The sequence below is a fragment of the Leucobacter edaphi genome (assembly GCF_016522535.1).
Lineage (GTDB): Bacteria > Actinomycetota > Actinomycetes > Actinomycetales > Microbacteriaceae > Leucobacter > Leucobacter edaphi.
Genome location: NZ_JAEHOI010000005.1, coordinates 249,112 through 266,596, shown reverse-complemented (window position 1 = coordinate 266,596; position 17,485 = coordinate 249,112). Strand labels below are relative to the sequence as shown.

14 protein-coding genes are annotated in these 17,485 nt (G+C 69.1%); 9 read left to right on the top strand and 5 right to left on the bottom strand.

From position 1 onward, the window contains the following. Nucleotides 1–62 precede the first annotated feature (62 nt). The gene (locus tag JD292_RS06700; protein ID WP_200131955.1) at nt 63–1,373 is read right to left on the bottom strand and encodes a flavin-containing monooxygenase; all 1,311 of its coding nucleotides are present in this window, start codon (nt 1,371–1,373) and stop codon (nt 63–65) included. Between the two features lie 184 nt (nt 1,374–1,557). Beyond that, a complete protein-coding gene (locus JD292_RS06695) occupies nt 1,558–2,493 on the bottom strand; it encodes a LysR family transcriptional regulator (protein WP_200131954.1) in 936 nt (311 codons plus the stop codon). Between the two features lie 154 nt (nt 2,494–2,647). On the opposite strand from JD292_RS06695, the gene JD292_RS06690 reads away from it, so the two are divergent. From JD292_RS06690 to JD292_RS06660, 7 genes are all read left to right on the top strand, one after another. Next, entirely contained in the window at nt 2,648–3,076 is a 429-nt protein-coding gene (locus tag JD292_RS06690) for a RidA family protein (protein WP_369411175.1), read from the top strand. Beyond that, a complete protein-coding gene (locus JD292_RS06685; RefSeq protein WP_200131952.1) occupies nt 3,076–3,753 on the top strand; it encodes a DUF1028 domain-containing protein in 678 nt (225 codons plus the stop codon). The genes JD292_RS06690 and JD292_RS06685 overlap by 1 nt, the downstream gene beginning before the upstream one ends. Further along, nucleotides 3,746–4,906 carry a M20 family metallopeptidase gene (locus tag JD292_RS06680; protein WP_200131951.1) on the top strand — a complete coding sequence of 387 codons (1,161 nt, stop codon included), beginning with the start codon at nt 3,746–3,748 and terminating at the stop codon, nt 4,904–4,906. Before JD292_RS06685 ends, JD292_RS06680 begins: the two co-directional genes overlap by 8 nt. Nucleotides 4,907–4,978: 72 nt before the next feature. Continuing rightward, nucleotides 4,979–6,346, top strand: coding sequence for an MFS transporter (locus JD292_RS06675; protein WP_200131950.1), 1,368 nt, complete (start codon nt 4,979–4,981; stop codon nt 6,344–6,346). A gap of 91 nt (nt 6,347–6,437) precedes the next feature. Then, nucleotides 6,438–7,928 (top strand): aldehyde dehydrogenase family protein, encoded by a 1,491-nt coding sequence (locus JD292_RS06670; RefSeq protein ID WP_200131949.1) that lies wholly within the window; start codon nt 6,438–6,440, stop codon nt 7,926–7,928. Between the two features lie 206 nt (nt 7,929–8,134). Further along, on the top strand, nt 8,135–9,571 hold the full coding sequence (locus JD292_RS06665; RefSeq protein WP_200131948.1) for an aspartate aminotransferase family protein: 1,437 nt from the start codon (nt 8,135–8,137) through the stop codon (nt 9,569–9,571). Between the two features lie 130 nt (nt 9,572–9,701). Continuing rightward, a complete protein-coding gene (locus JD292_RS06660) occupies nt 9,702–11,129 on the top strand; it encodes a purine-cytosine permease family protein (protein WP_200131947.1) in 1,428 nt (475 codons plus the stop codon). A 121-nt stretch (nt 11,130–11,250) separates the two neighbouring features. On the opposite strand, the gene JD292_RS06655 is transcribed toward JD292_RS06660, so the two are convergent. Then, nucleotides 11,251–12,393 carry an FAD-dependent oxidoreductase gene (locus JD292_RS06655; protein ID WP_200131946.1) on the bottom strand — a complete coding sequence of 381 codons (1,143 nt, stop codon included), beginning with the start codon at nt 12,391–12,393 and terminating at the stop codon, nt 11,251–11,253. Nucleotides 12,394–12,657: 264 nt separating this feature from the next. Further along, nucleotides 12,658–13,245: a helix-turn-helix domain-containing protein gene (locus JD292_RS06650; protein ID WP_200131945.1), complete on the bottom strand. Its 588-nt coding sequence runs from the start codon at nt 13,243–13,245 to the stop codon at nt 12,658–12,660. Between the two features lie 68 nt (nt 13,246–13,313). Here JD292_RS06650 and JD292_RS06645 point away from each other — a divergent pair, with 68 nt between their 5' ends. Beyond that, nucleotides 13,314–14,951, top strand: a complete 1,638-nt coding sequence (locus tag JD292_RS06645; protein ID WP_200131944.1) for a bifunctional NAD(P)/FAD-dependent oxidoreductase/class I SAM-dependent methyltransferase — start codon at nt 13,314–13,316, stop codon at nt 14,949–14,951. Between the two features lie 123 nt (nt 14,952–15,074). Here the strand turns inward: JD292_RS06645 and aspS are convergent, their stop codons facing one another. Then, nucleotides 15,075–16,418, bottom strand: a complete 1,344-nt coding sequence (gene aspS, locus JD292_RS06640) for an aspartate--tRNA(Asn) ligase (protein ID WP_369411174.1) — start codon at nt 16,416–16,418, stop codon at nt 15,075–15,077. A 185-nt stretch (nt 16,419–16,603) separates the two neighbouring features. On the opposite strand from aspS, the gene JD292_RS06635 reads away from it, so the two are divergent. Next, complete coding sequence (locus tag JD292_RS06635; protein WP_200131943.1) at nt 16,604–17,485, top strand: transporter substrate-binding domain-containing protein; 882 nt, start codon at nt 16,604–16,606, stop codon at nt 17,483–17,485.

Sequence of the window (17,485 nt, the reverse complement as noted above, 5' to 3'; positions counted from 1 at the left end):
TCATCACTTCAGGTGATGAATAATCCCCAGGGGATCGGTTTTATGCATTCTCCCCGGCGTCGTCAGCGCACGACCGCCGCGTCGAACGCCTCGGATTCGGCCCGCGGCACCTTCCGCGCGCTGCCCCGGTAGGCGCCGTAGCCGAGCTGGATATTGATTTGATCGGCGAGGTACTTCGCGTCGTGCCAGATGCCCCAGATGAACGTCGAGCCCCGGCGCGACTGCCACGGCAGCCCCAGGAAATAGACGCCAGGAACGGGTGAGATCCCGCGCTGCTGGACGGGGCGGCCCTGCGGGTCGAACGCCTCGACCTGGAGCCAGCTGTAGTCGGAACGGAATCCGGTGGCCCACACGATCGACGTGACGCCGGCCGCGGCGAGATCCAGCTCGCGAACGGGGTGGGACACGCACTCGGGTTCGGCGCCCATGACGCGGGCGTCCGGGTCCTCGGGCAGGTCCAGGCCGTTCGCCTCGATGTAGGCGTCCGCGCCATCGAGGATGGACAGGTACGTGGAGTCGCCGACGGCAATGTTCGCGCCGAGATCCGGGGCGAACGACATCACCCCGTCCTCGCACGAGACCGCCCGCCCGACGAGCGTGATTCCGCTCGCGGCGAGCTTGCGGAAATCGACGGTCTCGCCGCCGTTCGCGCCGCTCACCGAGATCGTGATGTGCTCGGCACCGCGCGCGGGGGTCGGGGCGTCCCACATGCCCAGAACACCGAGCCACCACACGAAGTCGCGGCCGCGGTAGCGGCGCGGCGGACGCTCGTGGGGGCTCACCGCGAGGTACACCTCGCGGCCGGCCTCGCGCAGCTCGGCGGCGATCTGCACGCCGGACGATCCCGATCCGACGACGAGCACGCCGCCCTCGGGGAGCTGGTCGGGGTTGCGGTAGGCCGCCGAGTGGAGCTGCGTGATCGGGCTGTCCTCGGGGAGGATCGGCGGGATCGACGGTTGCTGGAAGGCGCCGGTGGCCGAGACGATGTAGCGGGCGCGGATCCGGCCCTCGGTCGTCTCGGCGATGAAGCCCTTCGCGTTCGGCTTCTTCGTCACCTTCAGGACTTCGACGCCCTCGCGGATCGGCGCGCCGACCTGCTCGGCGTAGGCGACGAAGTAGTCGGCGATCTCGTCCTTGGTGGCGAAGCCGTCGGGGTCGGTCCTGAAGTCCATGCCGGGGAAGCGATCGTGCCAGGCCGGTCCGTTGGCGACGAGCGAGTCCCAGCGCTCGGAGCGCCAGCGCTCGGCGATGCGGTCGCGCTCGAGCACGATGTGCGGGATTCCGCGGTCGGTCAGGTGCTCGCTCATCGCGACACCGGATTGGCCGCCGCCGATGACGAGGACATCGGTGACCTCGGTCTGTGGGGTGAGCATGTGTCATCTCCGATCGGGTTGTGGTGGACCGGATCGGCCCGGGGGTCCGGGTCCGAATCGGCGCGCGGTCCGTTGCGCGTCCCGGTGCTCCCAGCAAAGCCCGGATCGGGGCGGAGAAGCCAATAGAGCTTCTCGGATCAGCCGATCTGAACTACAGATGTAGTTTGCAAACCCGATCTGGAAATCACATTCCGTTGCCGTTCTCGGGATGCTGCTCGAGCACGATCTCCCTCGCCATCTCGACCACGGCGTCCGCCCGCGCCGAGCGGCGCACCTGCGCGAGCGACGACGCGACGATCTCGAGCCCCTCGACGGGATCGGTGATCTCGAGCGTGGCGATCCGGCCACCGGAGTAGGTCTGGTCGATCTGCGGTCGCTGATTCAGGATCGAGTACCCGAGACCGGCGGAGACCATCGATCGCACGCCCTCGAAGCTCGCGGTCCGATACTTCAGCTGCGGCGAAATCCCGGCCCGGATCAGGAGATCCAGGAAGTAGTCGTCGCTGTCGGGGAGGTCGAGGAGCACGAGCGGCTCATCCGCAAGGCTCTCGAAGGCGACCTCGCCGGCGTCGGCGAGCCGGTGCTCCGCTGGCACGATCACGTGCGGCCGCACCCGGCCGAGGCGATCCGACTGGAACTCGGCACCCCTGGCGAAGCGGTAGTGGAACGCGAGCTCGCTCCGGCCGGTACGCAGCGCGGACAGGCACTCGAGGGTGGTCCCCTCGATCACCTCGACCTCCAGGTCGGGGTGACGGTCACCGAGCCTGCCGATGAGCTGGGGGAGGAGGAAAGGTGAGAAGGTGCTGAAGCACGAGATGACGATGTTCCCGGAGACCTCGCTCTGGCTCGCCTTGACCGCGTCGATCGTGTCGCCGAGCATCGCGAACAGCCGCTGCGTGTCGCGCAGCAGGGTCTCGCCCGCCGGGGTGAGGATGAGACCCTTCGAGTGCTGCCGGATGAACATGGGGGTGCCGAGGGCGCGCTCCAGGTGGGAGATCGCGGTCGAGATCGCGGACTGGGCGACGTGCAGCTCCTGGCTCGCCGCCGTCATGTTGAGCGTGCGCGCGCACTCGGCGAAGTAGCTGAGCTGGGTGAGTGTGATCGAGAACCGCTGCGCCATTTTTGCCTCCGATGGGTGCAATCGCCCCTGATTGTCTGGCCTATCTGTTGAATAGATGCACTGGCTAAGTTATCCCTATTTTACAGATGACCGGCTCATTCTGACAATGGGTGGAGAGCGTGAACCGCGCCCATTCTCGATGAGGAGGACCCCAGTGTCTGAGACCACGCACCTGCGCCTGCGGAAGTTCAACACCAAGGAGACGTATCCGGAGCAGAACCTCGACAACGACCTCTGCCAGGCGGTCGTCGCCGGTGGCGTCGTCTATCTCCGCGGCCAGATCGGCCAGGATCTCGAGACCCGCGAGTCGGTCGGCATCGGCGACGTGGTCGCGCAGACCGAGCAGGCGATGTCGAACATCGCGATGCTCCTCGAGGAGGCGGGCAGCAGCCTCAAGGACATCGTCAAGGTGACCGTCTACATCATCGACCCCCGCTACCGCGAGGACGTCTACCGCACCATGGGCAAGTGGCTCAAGGGCGTGTTCCCGGTCTCCACCGGCATCGTCGTGCAGGCGCTCGCGCGCCCCGAATGGCTCGTCGAGATCGACGCAACCGCAGTGCTCAGCGAGCGGGGCGAATAATGACTTTCTCCCTGATCCTCCGCGATCCCGAGACCGGAGAGTTCGGCTCGGCCATCTCCTCGTCCTCACCCGCGGTCGCCGCGCGCTGCGTCAATCTCGCCGACGGCGTCGGCGGTGCGCACTCGCAGAACGTCACGGATCCGCGCCTCGGCCACCAGCTCATCGAACGGCTGAGCGCCGGCGACTCCGCGGAGCAGGCGCTCGCCAACGTCGTCGCCACCGCTGATCCGGCCACGATCGACTACCGGCAGCTCCTCGTCCTCGACGCGGAGGGCCGCGCCGCCGTCTTCTCCGGAGGGCGCGCGCTCGGAAACTTCGGCTCGGCCAGCCGCGAGAACGCGGTCGCCGGGGGCAACATGCTCGCGAGCCTCGACGTGCTCGACGCGCTCGTCGACACCGCGCTCTCCGCGAGCGGCCGGATCGAGGAGCGCCTCTACGCGGCGCTCCAGGCCGCGATCGCCGCTGGCGGCGAGGAGGGTCCCGTGCACTCGGTGGGCCTGAGCGTCGTCGGCAACGCCGGGTGGCGCATCACCGACCTCCGCGTCGACTGGCACGAGGACCCGATCGCCGAGCTCGGCCGGGTGCTCGAGGAGTGGCTCCCCCAGCGAGACGACTACGTCAGCCGCGGACTCGACCCGAGCGCCGCCCCCTCCTACGGGGTGCCAGGCGATGAGTAACGAGCTGAAGCAGCGGATCGTCGCGCGCCGCGAGGAGATCGACGGGCAGCTCGTCGATCTCTCGAACGCCCTCCACGCCGATCCCGAGCTCGGCTGGCAGGAGCACCGCTCCTCGGCCGCCGTCGCGGCCGTCCTCGCCGCGAACGGCTTCGTGATCGAACAGCCCTACCTCGGGCTGCCGACGGCGTTCCGCGCCGTCTCCGGAGCGGCCGATCCGCGCTTCACCGTCGGATTCCTCGCCGAATACGACGCTCTTCCGGGCCTCGGCCACGCGTGCGGGCACAATCTCATCTCCGCGATGTCGGTCGGCGGGGCGATCGCCCTGGCCGCCGTCGCCGACGAGCTCGGCATCGCCGTCGAGCTCATCGGAACCCCGGCGGAGGAGGGTGGCGGCGGCAAGATCGAGCTGCTCGAGCGCGGCGCGTTCCAGAATCTCGACTTCGCGCTCATGGCACACCCCGCCCCCGTCGACGTCGCGGAGGCGCGGCCCTTCGCGGTCGCGCACTGGCACGTCGCCTACGAGGGCCGCGCCGCCCACGCCGCCGCGTACCCCGAGCGCGGAATCAACGCGAACGACGCGTTCCTCGTGGCCCAGCTCGCCATCGCGCTGCTGCGCCAGCAGCTGCCTGCCGGGGTCCGCGTCCACGGCGTGCAGACGCGCGGCGGGGAGGCGCCCAACGCGATCCCCGAGCGCACCGAGGGGCGCTGGTATGTCCGCGCTGAAACCACGGAACAGCTGATCGACCTGGAAGAACGCGTCGTCAAGTGCTTCGAGGCCGGTGCGCTCGCGACCGGCGCGACGCTGACGATCGAGCCCGAGAGCAAGCGCTACGCTGAGATGCGCACCGACCTCGAGGCGCAGGAGCTCTACCGAGCCAACGCGATCGCGCTCGGCAGGGACTTCAACGTGGATCCCATCGCCGCGACCATGAACCGCGCCTCCACCGATATGGGCAACGTGTCCCAGGTCGTGAACGCCATCCACCCCTACATCGGCGTGGGCGGAGACGCGAGCAACCATCAGCCGGCCTTCGCAGACGCCTGCGTCGGAGCAACCGCGGAGCAGACGCTCCGCGACGGGGCCACCGCGCTCGCGTGGACCGCGCTCGACGTCGCCCTCGGGCGCGCCGCCGGCGATCCCGCGCGCCCATAACCACGGTCGGCGCACCGCGTGGTGCGCCGACCAACACCGCAACAACAGCAGGAACAATGAAAGGGGACGTCGATGTCGACTCCCAACACCGGACGCGAGATCGCGGATCTCGTCGACAAGAAGAGCCTCCGAAAGAGCGTGGTCGCGGGCTCGATCGGCGTGCTCGTCCACTGGTTCGACTGGGCCGTGTACGCCTACCTCGCCAGCACCCTCGCCGTCGTCTTCTTCCCCGAGGAGAGCGCGACGGCCGGCCTGCTCGCCACGTTCGCGGTCTTCGCCGTGTCCTTCTTCGTGCGACCGATCGGCGCGATCATCTTCGGCCGCCTCGGTGATCGCCTCGGCAGGAAGACGACCCTGTCGCTCGTGATCCTGTCGATGGCGCTCGCAACGCTCGTGCTCGGCCTACTACCCGGGTACAACGCGATCGGCATCCTCGCCCCGATCCTGCTCATCGTCACCCGCGTCGTGCAGGGCCTCGCCGCTGGCGGCGAGTTCGGCAGCGCCGCCGCGTTCCTCGGCGAGTTCTCGCCGGCGAAGCGGCGCGGCTTCGGCGTCAGCTGGCTCGAGTTCGGCAGCCTCCTCGGCTTCCTGCTCGCCTCGTTCGTCGTGTTCCTGCTCAACCAGGCGTTCACGCACGAGCAGATCGTCGAGTGGGCCTGGCGCATCCCGTTCCTCATCACGGTGCCGCTCGGCTTCATCGGCCTCTACATTCGCCGCAAGATCGAGGACACCCCGGAGTTCGAGCAGCTGCAGAAGCTGGAAACCGTCTCGCACGCGCCGGTCAAGGAAGTGTTCCAGCGCAACTGGCGCGAGTTCCTCCAGACCTGCGGCATGGAGATCTTCATGAACGTCACGTTCTACGTTGTGCTCGTGTATCTCCTCACCTACCAGGAGGTCTACATCGGCTTCGATGCCGGCCGCGCTGCCCTGCTGTCGACGCTCGCCTCCGCGCTCGGCCTCATCATCGTGCCGCTCGCCGGCATCGCTTCCGACCGGGTCGGCCGCAAGCCGGTCCTGATGACGGCGGCGATCGCGCTCACCGTGCTGGCGGTTCCGCTGTTCTGGCTGATGTCGATCGGCGAGGACTGGTCGGTCTTCACCTCGACGCTCGGCCTCGCGCTGATCCTCGCGATCGTGCTCGGCACCCACGCGGTGACCGTCGTCGAGCTCTTCCCCACGCGCACCCGCCAGACGGGCCTGTCGATCGCCTACGCGGTCACGGCTGCGCTCTTCGCGGGTACCGCGCCCTACGTCCTCACCTGGCTGCTCGACACCACGGGCAACATGCTCGTCCCGGGCTTCTTCCTCGTGGTCGTCGGCCTGGTCGGCGTCGCCACCGTCGTCTCGATCCCCGAGACCCGGGGTATCTCCCTGATCAAGCCCCAGGATCTCGAGACCGCGACGGTGTCGATCCCCGAGGCGCTCACCGACGAACGGTAGACCAACGGCCGCGGGGCCGAGCGCCCCGCGGCCGGACAGCGCGCACCACTTCGGGCGCGCCCCCCGCGGTACACATTGAAAGGAACCCCTGATGACCCGCACGCATGAGGAATGGAAAGCGGCCGCGGCCGCGCTCACGTTCGACGGGCGCCCGGTCATCGACGGCGCTCGCGTCGACGCTTCGACCGGCCGCACGATCGAGAAGCGCAACCCCGCAACGGGCGAGGTGATCTCGCAGATCCACGAGTGCGACGAGACCGACGTCGATCGCGCCGTCGCCGCAGCGCGACGCTCCTTCGAGGCGGGTGATTGGTCCCGCGCCGGCGCCGGTTTCCGCAGGGAGCGGCTGCTCGAGCTCGCGAACCTCATCGAGGCGCGCGCCGACGAGTTCGCGCTCTACGACTCGCTCGACATGGGCAAGCCCGTCCGCGAGGCCGCGACGATCGACGCCCCCGGCTCCGCCGCGCTCTACCGCTTCTACGGCGAGGCCGTCGAGAAGCAGGAAGACCTGATCCCGGTCACGCCCCCCGGATCGACGGCGCTCGTCACGCGCGAGGCGCTCGGCGTCGTCGCCGTCGTGGTCGCCTGGAACTACCCGCTCGAAATCGCCACGTGGAAGCTCGCCCCCGCGCTCGCGGCCGGAAACTCGGTCGTGGTGAAGCCGCCGGTCGAGGCCTCCCACTCGGCGCTGCTCCTCGCGGAGCTCGCCGTCGAGGCCGGGATCCCCGCTGGCGTGCTGAACGTCGTGACCGGGCGCGGATCGGTCATCGGCCGCGCGCTCGGCCGCCACGAGGACGTCGACATGCTCGCCTTCACCGGATCGACGGAGGTCGCGAAGCAGCTGCAGCAGTACGCCGGCGAGTCGAACATGAAGCGCCTGGCCCTCGAGGCGGGCGGCAAGAGCTCGAACCTCATCTTCGCTGACTGCGACGATCTCGCCGCCGCCGCTGCGAAGGCGGCGTTCGGCTCGTTCTACAACCAGGGCGAGGTGTGCTCCGCGAACTCGCGGATCTTCGTGGAGCGCGAGGTCTACGAGGACTTCCTGCGCCTCTACGCGGAGGCCGCACGGGCCTACGCGCCCGGTGATCCGCTCGACCCCGAGACCGGAACGGGATCGCTCGTGTCCGAGGCGCACGCCGACACAGTGTGGGCCACGATCGAGAACGCGCGCCGCGACGGCAGGATCGTCGCCGGTGGCACGCGCCCCGAGATCAATGGCTCGCGCGCGTTCATCGAGCCGACGATCGTGACGGACGTTCCGATCGATCACGAGGTCCACACGCGCGAGATCTTCGGCCCGGTCGCCGTGGTCACCCCGTTCGACACGGAGGAGGAGGCGATCGCGCGCGCGAACGAGACGCCGTACGGTCTCGCAGCGTCGCTGTGGACGGGCAGCCTGTCCCGCGCCTACCGCGTCTCGCAGCGCCTGGTCGCGGGAACCGTGTCCGTCAACACGGTCGACGCGCTCGGCTTCACGACGCCCTTCGGCGGCTTCAAGCAGTCCGGCTTCGGCCGCGACCTCTCCGTGCACGCGCTCGAGAACTACACCGACTACAAGACCACCTGGATGCAGTGGGGCTGATCCGTGACCCCCGGTGAGCCGGGCTCGCGGGCCCGGCCCAGCGAGTCCGGCTTACCGGATCCCGCAGCATCCCGCCGCATCTGAACAACAGATGCAGCCCCCCGAGAATCGCTATTTTACGTACTCCGGCCCCGATGAAACCATGAAACTGGGGGCCGAACCAACGGCACACCGAAGGTCAATGCCGACTGAGAGGAAACCACGACATGACTGTCCAGCAGGAGAACGCAGAGATCACGGCGAATTTCGCCGATGAGCCGAGCACGCTCGCGGAAATCGCGAAGCGCCACCTGGTCATGAACTTCACCCCGGCGAGCAAGTACCGCGAGGACGAGCTGCCGATCTTCGTCCGCGGCGAGCACTGCTCCGTGTTCGACGAGAACGGACGCCGCTTCTTCGACGGCCTCGCCGGCCTGTTCTGCGTGCAGCTCGGCTACACCCACGGCGCCGAGGTCGGCGATGCGGTCCGCGAGCAGCTCGCGGCCCTGCCCTACCAGACCACCTGGTCGGTCGCGCACCCGCCGGCCGCGCTGCTCGCCCAGAAGATCGCCGAGCTCGCTCCCGGCGACCTCAACCGCGTGTTCTTCGCCTCGGGCGGCGGCGAGTCCAACGAGGCCGCCATCAAGTTGGCCCGCCAGTACCACATCACCCGCGGCGAGGGCACGCGCTACAAGTTCATCGCCCGCCGCGTCGCCTACCACGGCACGAGCTTCGGCGCGATGTCGCTCAACGGGATGACCGATGTGCGCAAGATGTTCGAACCCCTGATGAACGGCGTGCGCCACACCCACAACACGAAGCGCTACCGCCGCCCGGAGGGGGAGACGCCCGAGCAGACCACCGCGTTCCTGCTCGGCGAGCTCGAGTCGCTCATCGTGCAGGAGGGCGCCGACACGATCGCCGCGATCATCATGGAGCCGCTGCAGAACGCGGGCGGCTCGCTCACGCCCCCCACGAAGGACTACTTCACCGGCGTGCGCGCGCTCTGCGACAAGTACGGCATCCTCATGATCGCCGACGAGGTCATCACCGGCTATGGGCGCCTCGGATCCTGGTTCGGTTCGATCCACTACGGATTCGAGCCCGACATGATCACCTTCGCGAAGGGCATCGCCTCCGCGTACATGCCGCTCGGCGGCGTGATCGCCTCCGACCGCGTGGTCGAGACGGTCCTCGACGGACCGCTCGGGATGTTCAACCACGCCCTCACCTACGGCGGCCACCCCGTCGCCTGCGCCGCAGCACTCAAGAACCTCGAGATCATGGAGCGCGAGGGCGTCGTCGAGAACGTCGCGGAGCTGAGCCCCTACCTGGGCGAGAAGCTCGGCGAGATCGCGCAGAAGCACGCGGCGATCGTCGGCGACCTTCGCGGCGACGGCTTCCACCGCAGTTTCGAGCTCGTGACCGATCACGCGGCGAAGAAGTGGGCGGACACCCCGATCAACGCTGGCGACTTCGTCGGCGGGCACCTGAACCCCGCCCTCGCCGAGGTCGGGCTGCTGTGCCGCGTCGCGATCGACGCGGAGGGCAACCCGCTCGTGCAGGTCTCGCCGCCCCTCGTCATGACCCGCGAGGACATCGACGAGCTGGCGAGCCTGCTCGATCAGGCCTTCACGAAGGCTACCGCGAGCGCAGGACTCTAACGGGCCTGCCGGCCGCGCGGCCGGCGGTCCGCCCCGAGGGGGTGCACGGAGCAGGTTCCGGCACCCCCTCTGTACTCGGCGCGCCCGATCCCCGGGCCGCGCCTGGCAAAGACGCCGAAAAGGAGACCCCGTGTCCAACGAACCCCCGGTCGTAACAAAGACCTTCGCTCGCTTCGAGCAGCAGCACATCCTGCCAATCCCCGAGAACGAACGCACCGGCACAAGCTGGTCGATCTTCGCGATCTGGGTCGGCCTCAACATGATGCCCCTCACCGTCGTCACGGGCGCCGTCGCGAGCGGCGCCTACGGGCTCCCGATCGGGTGGAGCATCGTCGCGATCCTCACCGGCAACGTGATCGGGGCGTTCGGCTCGGCGCTGCACGCCTCGCAGGGCCCCCATCTGGGAATCCCGCAGATGCTGCAGGCCCGCGCTCAGTTCGGCTACCTCGGCGGCGGGCTGTTCGCCCTGATCGCCTTCGTCATGTTCATGGGCTTCTTCACGAGCATCCTGATCGTCGCGAAGGACGCGCTCCTCGCGGTATTCCCCGGCGTCAACGGCTCGATCGCGATCATCGGCTTCGCCGCGGTCGGGATCGTCCTGTGCGTCTTCGGCTACGAGATGCTGCGCAAGACGATGGTGTGGATCTCGATCCTCATCGCGGCCGCGGTGACGCTGTCGATGATCCTGCTGTGGACGAAGCCCGAGGTGACCGGGCAGCGCGCCGAGGCGGCGTTCTCCTTCGACGGCTTCTTCGCGATGCTCGCGATCGGGATCGTGTGGCAGCTCGCGTATGCTCCCTACGTCTCCGACTATTCGCGCTACCTGCCCAAGAAGACGGGCCCGAAGACCGCGTTCTGGAGCACCTACCTCGGTCTCGTGGTCAGCTCGGTCTTCGTGATGACGCTCGGGGTGCTGCTCGGTGCCGCAAACGCAGGGAACCCGCTCGCGGCGCTCGGAGACCACCTGGGCCCGATCGGCCTGATCGTGCTCGTCATCTTCGCGGTCACTTCCGCGCTGATCAACGGCGTCGAGCTGTACTCCGCGGTGATGAACGCGCTCACGGCGATGCAGTCGAGCTTCCGGATCACGGTCACCTCGGCAACCCGCATCTGGACGACGGTGATCTGCGGCGGCGTCGCCACCATGATCGCGCTGCTCGGTCAGGGCGACTTCATGACGATGTTCGAGAGCTTCCTCACCCTGCTCCTGTACGTGCTGATTCCCTGGTCCGCGATCAACCTCGCCGACTACTTCATCGTGCAGAAGGGCGAGTACGTCGTCGACGATCTGTTCAAGCGCTCGGGCGGCCGCTACGGCAAGTGGAACACGATCGGGCTCGTCAGCTACGCGATCGGCCTCGCCGCGCAGGTGCCGTTCATGATCACGCCCCTGTTCACCGGCCCGTTCGCCGAGCCGCTGCAGGGCATCGACATCGCCTGGCTCGTCGGCTTCGCGGTCACGGTCGTGGTCTACCTCGTGCTCGTTCGGATCAACCGGTCGCGCACCGCGCTCGCGGCGGGACCGCGCCAGCGGGCAGAGGTCGAAGCCGAGGCCTGATCAGCGATTCCTGATCCCGTGGACGGGGCCGGGTCGCGTGCGCGCCGGGGCGACGTGTGACGTCGCGCCCCGGCCGCGCCGCGGCCCGGCCCCGTCGCGCGCCCGGGCCGCAGCGGGGTGACTACGCGGTCTGCGCGTGACTCGCGATCCGGAACTCGGCCGGCGGGAGCGACGCGCCGGTTGCCGCGTCCGCGAGGACCCGTCCGATCGCCGGCGTGAACTTGAAGCCCTGGCCGGAGAACCCCGCGGCGATCGTGAGCGGCCCGACGCGATCCAGCACGAAGCGCTCCGACTCGGTCGACGTGTAGGTGCAGCTGATCTCATCTCCGCTGTCGGGATCGAGGCCGGGAAACCACTCGGCCACGTGCGCTCGCCGCCGCTCCCGCACCTCGTCGGATGCGCGGAGGGTGCGGGCGTCGGGGTCGACCTCGTGTCCGACGAGGTGCAACCCGACCTTGATCCCCTCGCCCGGGCTCGGCATCCCGTAGACGTTGCCGCCGAGCGCCGCGAGCTCCTCGCCGGCGAACAGGTGGTTGAAGCTGGGCCAGATGTGCGAGGGGTCGCGCGGGGCGTAGTGCGCCGGGTGCTCCTCGGTGACGCGCAGCCGCGGGAGATCGATGATCCCCTCGAGGAGCGGCCTGGACCACGCGCCGGCCGCGACGATCGCGCTCGGGGCGGTGAGCGTCCTGCGGCTCCCGTCCGCGGCCTGCACCTCCACCGTCACGCCGCGCGCGGAGGGTGAGATCGAGAGCACCCGCGACTCCCGTTCGATCCGCGCGCCGTCCCGCTGCGCCGCAGCCGCCAGTGCGTCCAGGGCGCGCGCCGCGTACACGATCCCGGCGTCTGCGCTGAGGAGCACCGGCCCGCGGAAGCGCATCCCGGCCCAGCGGGCCTCGGCCTCGGCAGGGTCCAGGAGGGCGACATCGTGCGTGCGGGCACGGAGGGCGTCGTAGGTGGCCTCGATGATCTCGGGGTCGCCCTGGGTGACGAGGCCGTGCAAGCCGAGGAGCGGGGCGGTGGTCTCGGCCTCGAGCGATCGCCACAGCCCGAACGCCTCGTCGAAGAGGTCGAGGAAGAACTCCTCGCGGTAGGCGTCGTTGAGGTTGCGCGTGGAGCCGTGGGAGGCGCCCAGCGTGTGATGCGGCCCGAACTGCTCGATGAGGTGGACTCGCTCGCCGCGCCGGGCGAGCTGCCATGCCGCGGCGAGCCCCATGGCCCCGCCGCCGATGATCAGGTGGTCCACGTGACCTGCCGTGTCGAGCATGGGTCCTCTCCTTCTCCGGGCGAGGCAGATCGTCCGGGTGGTCCTGCGCGGCTGATCTCGCGCGCGGTCCCGGGCACTCGCGACGACTCGCGGCCTCACCGCGACCCTATCGCTCCGTCACGTTCCGGAGCTCGCCGGCGGGGTGAAGGTTGCGTTCCGTTGCGTGGTGAGCTGCACGCGGTTCCCGGGCCGCTCGCGCGCCTGCCCGCACGCAGCGACCGCCGTGGCGCTCGCGTTCGGGCCCGCGCAGCCGCTGCCGCTGGGCTACTCCGCCCCGGTCACGTGCATCCGCTCGCCCGAGGCGTTGAAAATGCTGATCACCTCGGCGGGGCGGTCCCCTTCGGCGCGCATCAGGTGGGGGATCGTGGTGGTGAACTCCGCGGCCTCGCCCGGTTCGAGCACCGTTTCGCGCTCGCCCAGGGTGAGGCGCAGGCGGCCCGACAGCACGTACAGCCACTCCTGTCCCTCGTGCACGCGCGGGTCGCCCTGGGGTGCGTCGGGGTGAAAGGTGATCTTGAACGCCCTGGTCGCCGACTCCTCCCGGGTGAGCGGGGCGATGGTTCTGCCCCGTTTGCGGATCGCGGCCCGGCGCACGCGCGGATCCCGCGCGGTCGGCGCGAGGAGATCGTCGAGGCTCACCCCGAGCAGACGGGTGAGCGGGAGGAGGAGTTCGAGGGTGGCCTGCCGCTTGCCCGACTCGAGTCGGGAGAGCGTGCTCGGTGACATTCCGGCGCGCTCGGCGAGTTCCTCGAGCGTCCAGTTCCGACCGTGGCGGGCCGCACGCAGGCGCGGTCCGAGCGCGGAGAGCGACTCCTCGGCGCTCGGCTCGGCCGGGTCAGGCGTCTCGTGCATCGAGATCCTCCTTGCTGTTTCCGCAAACGGCATTGCCATTCTCGCATGGTCTCGCGCATTCTGGGAGCATGACGCACACCACCTGGGACACCATCATCATCGGCGGAGGAGCCGCCGGCCTGAGTGCGGCGCAGACGCTCGGTCGTTCCCTCCGGCGCACGCTCGTGCTCGACGCCGCGGAGCCGCGCAACAGATTCGCCGATCACATGCACAATGTGCTCGGCCTCGACGGGGTGCCGCCCGGGGAACTCCTCACGCTCGGGCGCGCTCAGGCGGCGGCCTACGGCGTCGAATTCCGCAGCGCGAGGGTGACGCGGGTGAGTGAGCACGAGGGCGAACCCGGCGTCGAGCTGAGGCTCGAACTCGACGACGGGACGATCGCCGCGACGCGATCCGTCATCGTCGCCAGCGGGGTGCGCGACGAGCTCGCCCCGATTCCGGGCCTCGTCGAGCACTGGGGGAGCGGCGTGCTCCACTGCTCGTATTGCCACGGGTGGGAGGTGCGCGGATCCCGCATCGGCGTCATCCCGACCGCGCTGAGCGGGATGCACCTCGCGAAGATCCTCCGCCAGTGGACGGGGGACCTGACCGTCTTCGCGCACGGGCTCGGGGCCCTGACCGCGGAAGAGCGCGCCCAGATCGGCGGCCGCGGGACCAGGGTGGTCGACGCGCCGGTCGCCGAGGTGCTTGGTGCCGCGGGCGCGGTCGTCGCGGTGCGGACAGCGGATGGGAAGGAATACCCGATCGACGCGGTGTTCACGACGCCACGTCAGACGCCGCGCGACGCTTTCCTCGCCGGACTCGAGCTCGCGCGCGCGGACACCCCGCACGGGGCCTTTCTCGCGGTCGATCCGATGCAGCGCACCAGCCATCCGCGGATCTGGGCCGTCGGCAACGTCGTGGCCCCCGCGGCCACGGTGCCGATGGCCATGGCGGCCGGGACCCAGGCTGGGATCTCGGTCAACGCCGCCCTGGTCGATGAGGACTCCGCGCGCGCCGCAGCGGATGCCGCCGGCGACCCCGAGGCCGATTCGGCCCAGGGTCACGCGGGCGGGCACGAAGCCGCTCCCGCGGCCGATCCCGTCGCGTTCTGGGAGGACCTGTACGCCGGAGGGGCGCGCTGGTCCGGACGGGTGAACGCCTCGCTCGCGGCGGCCGTCGCCGATCTCCCGCCGGGGCGGTCCCTCGACCTCGGCTGCGGCGAGGGCGGTGACGTCCTCTGGCTGGCCGAGCGCGGCTGGCGCGCCACGGGGATCGATCTCTCGGCGACGGCGGTTGCGCGCGGCGAGGCGACTGCCCGGGACCGTGGGATCGACCCGGAACGGGTCAGTTTCATCGCTGGTGATCTCGGCGCATGGGCGTCTGACCCCGCCGCTCTCGATCGGTCACCGGTTCCATTCGATCTGATCACGGCCAGTTTCCTGCAATCGCCCGTGGAGCTTCCGCGCGCGTCGAGCCTGCGCGCGGCCGCGCGCAGGCTGGCGCCCGGTGGCACCCTCGTGCTCGTGTCGCACGCCGCTCCGCCGCCGTGGGCGCCCGATCATCCCGGGGAGTTTCCGACGCCGGCGGGCGAGCTCGCCGCGCTCGAGCTCGACGCGAGCGAGTGGGACGTGCTCGACGCGAGCGTGCGCACGCGGGAAGCCACGGCCCCCGACGGCGGGCCGGCGCTGTTGGAGGACACGGTCGTGATCGCGCGCCGCCGCTGAATCTTGCGGGGCCGTGGCCGGCCCCGTGAGCGGCACCCGTGAAGCCGGAAACGGCGAGGGGTGCGCCGCAACGACGAGGACCCCCGGTCGGCCGAGCCAACCGGGGGTCCTGTGTGTTCGCCGCTAGGGCAGCAGACGGTTCGGGCCGCGGAAGAGGTAGGTGACCTCGCGGATCGAGGACTGCTTGAGCATGAGCATGAGCACGCGGTTGAGTCCCATGCCGAAGCCGCCGTGTGGCGGCACGCCGTAGCGGAAGAAGTCCAGGTAGAACCCGAGTTCCTCGGGATCGAGGCCCTTCTCCTTCGCCTGCTGCTCGAGGATCTCGATGCGGTGCTCGCGCTGCGCGCCCGTGGAGATCTCGGTGCCGTTGTAGATCAGGTCGTAGCTCTTGGTGAGCGACTGATCCTCTGCATGGCGCATGTGGTAGAACGGGCGGATCGACCAGGCGTAGTCGGTGAGGAACACGAAGTCGTGGCCGAACTTCTCCTTGACGTAGGCCGCGATCTGGCGCTCGCCCTCGGGGTCCATGTCGGCGTCGGCGCGGGGCACCTCGTAGCCGCGCTCCTTGACGATCTCCTTCGCCTCCGCGAGGGGGATGCGGGGGAACGGGCGCGAGGGGATCTCGAGTTCGATGCCGAAGAGCTTCTCGATCTCGGCGCCGTGCTTCTCCTTGACGGCGGTGATCCCTGCGACGATCAGCTCCTCGTGGAGCTCCATGACGTCCTCGTGGGAGTCAACCCAGCTGAACTCGCAGTCGACCGAGGTGAACTCGGTGGCGTGGCGCGAGGTGAACGAGGGATCGGCGCGGAACGCTGGCCCGACCTCGAAGATCCCGCCGAAGCCTGCGGCCTGCGCCATCTGCTTGAAGAACTGGGGGCTCTGCGCGAGGAAGGCCTGGCCCTCGAAGTACTCGACGGTGAAGAGCTCGGCGCGCGACTCGGAGGCGCTGGCCATGAGCTTCGGGGTCTGCACCTCGATGAAGCCGTGGTCGATCCAGACCTGGCGGAGGGCGTGCAGGAAGGTGGTCTGCACGCGGAACACGAGGTTCTGCTCGGGGCGGCGGAGGTCGAGGAAGCGCCAGTCGAGGCGCACGTCGATCCCGGAGTCGTCGGCGACGGGGTTGTCGGGGAGGGAGGCCGCGACGACCTCGATCTCCTCGATCTGGATCTCGACGCCGCCGAGCTTGACGCGCTCGTTGTGCTGCAGCTCGCCCGTCACGGTCACGAAGGTGCCGTGGGTGAGCTCGGAGATGGTGCGGGTGCGGGGGACGAGGATGTCGGATCGGGGATTCTCCGGATCCGGCTCGCGGAGCACGCCGCCGTTGACGAGCTGCACGGCGCCCGTCTCGTCGCGGAGCACCACGAACTGCACGTAGCGCTGGTCCCGAACCTTTTCGACCCAGCCGGAAACTCGTACGGTGCCGTCCTCGCGGGCGGCCAGGTCCTTGATCAATACACGCTCAGTCACCCGGTCATTCTAGCTTCCGCGCGTGCATGGCGTCTGTGCCGACCGCGGAGCGGGCCCTGCGCAATCCTGGGACATAACCCGAAACAATATGACACATAGTTTGAAGTGATGAGTCCCGGTCCCTAGTGTTGCCGGTGCACCACCCGGGGGCGATCGCTCGCGGGCAAAACCCGAAAGGAACCACCATGGCCCGCTTCGCACGCAGCACCCTCCTCCTCGGCGCGATCGCCGCCGTCGCCATGGGCGCAACGGCCTGCTCGACCGGCGGGGCGAACGAGGCCGCGGGCAACGTGAGCAACGAGGGAGGCAAGGAGCGCACCCTCCTCGTCGCGACCGGCGCCTCGCCCAAGCCGTACACCTTCCAGGACGAGGCCGGAAACCTCACGGGATACGACATCGAGATCCTCAAGGAGATCGACAAGCGACTCCCCGACGTCGCCTTCGAATTCCAGGTCGCGGAGTTCCCGGCCCTGTTCGCCGGGCTCGACTCGGGCCGCTTCGACCTCGTCGCCAACAACCTGTCGGCCACGAAGGAGCGCAAGGAGAAGTACGACTTCAGCGACCCCTACATCGAGGCGCAGTTCGGGATCATCCTGCCGAAGAACTCCTCCGTCAAAGACGTGAAAACCCTTGATGATCTGGCCGGCAAGAAGACCTACGGTGAGCCGGGGCTCAACTTCACGCGCGTGCTCGAGGAGTACAACGCGCAGCACCCCGACAAGAAGATCGAGATCGAGTACACCGAGGCCGACCTGCAGACGCAGTACAAGAACCTGGCGACGGGCGGCATCGACTTCCTGTTCAACGAGCGAGTCGTCTACAACGGCTACGGCGGGCAGAAGGGCCTGAACCTCGACTTCAAGCCGCTCGACGGCGGGTACCTCACGAAGACCTTCGGCACGAACCTCTACTCGGCCTACGCCTTCTCGAAGCAGAAGCCCGATGTCGAGAAGAACGTGCAGGAGATCAACGGCGCGCTCGCCGAGCTCAAGAAGGACGGCACGCTGAAGAAGCTGAGCGAGCGGTTCTTCGACGGGGTCGACGTGACCCCCAAGACCGCGGGCTAG

What these genes read in the sequence shown, in the direction of transcription:
- JD292_RS06700 (WP_200131955.1), bottom strand. Translation starts at nt 1,373, where the DNA reads ATGCTCACCCCACAGACCGAGGTCACCGATGTCCTCGTCATCGGCGGC.
- JD292_RS06695 (WP_200131954.1), bottom strand. Translation starts at nt 2,493, where the DNA reads ATGGCGCAGCGGTTCTCGATCACACTCACCCAGCTCAGCTACTTCGCC.
- JD292_RS06685 (WP_200131952.1), top strand. Translation starts at nt 3,076, where the DNA reads ATGACTTTCTCCCTGATCCTCCGCGATCCCGAGACCGGAGAGTTCGGC.
- JD292_RS06680 (WP_200131951.1), top strand. Translation starts at nt 3,746, where the DNA reads ATGAGTAACGAGCTGAAGCAGCGGATCGTCGCGCGCCGCGAGGAGATC.
- JD292_RS06675 (WP_200131950.1), top strand. Translation starts at nt 4,979, where the DNA reads ATGTCGACTCCCAACACCGGACGCGAGATCGCGGATCTCGTCGACAAG.
- JD292_RS06670 (WP_200131949.1), top strand. Translation starts at nt 6,438, where the DNA reads ATGACCCGCACGCATGAGGAATGGAAAGCGGCCGCGGCCGCGCTCACG.
- JD292_RS06665 (WP_200131948.1), top strand. Translation starts at nt 8,135, where the DNA reads ATGACTGTCCAGCAGGAGAACGCAGAGATCACGGCGAATTTCGCCGAT.
- JD292_RS06655 (WP_200131946.1), bottom strand. Translation starts at nt 12,393, where the DNA reads ATGCTCGACACGGCAGGTCACGTGGACCACCTGATCATCGGCGGCGGG.
- JD292_RS06650 (WP_200131945.1), bottom strand. Translation starts at nt 13,245, where the DNA reads ATGCACGAGACGCCTGACCCGGCCGAGCCGAGCGCCGAGGAGTCGCTC.
- JD292_RS06645 (WP_200131944.1), top strand. Translation starts at nt 13,314, where the DNA reads ATGACGCACACCACCTGGGACACCATCATCATCGGCGGAGGAGCCGCC.
- JD292_RS06635 (WP_200131943.1), top strand. Translation starts at nt 16,604, where the DNA reads ATGGCCCGCTTCGCACGCAGCACCCTCCTCCTCGGCGCGATCGCCGCC.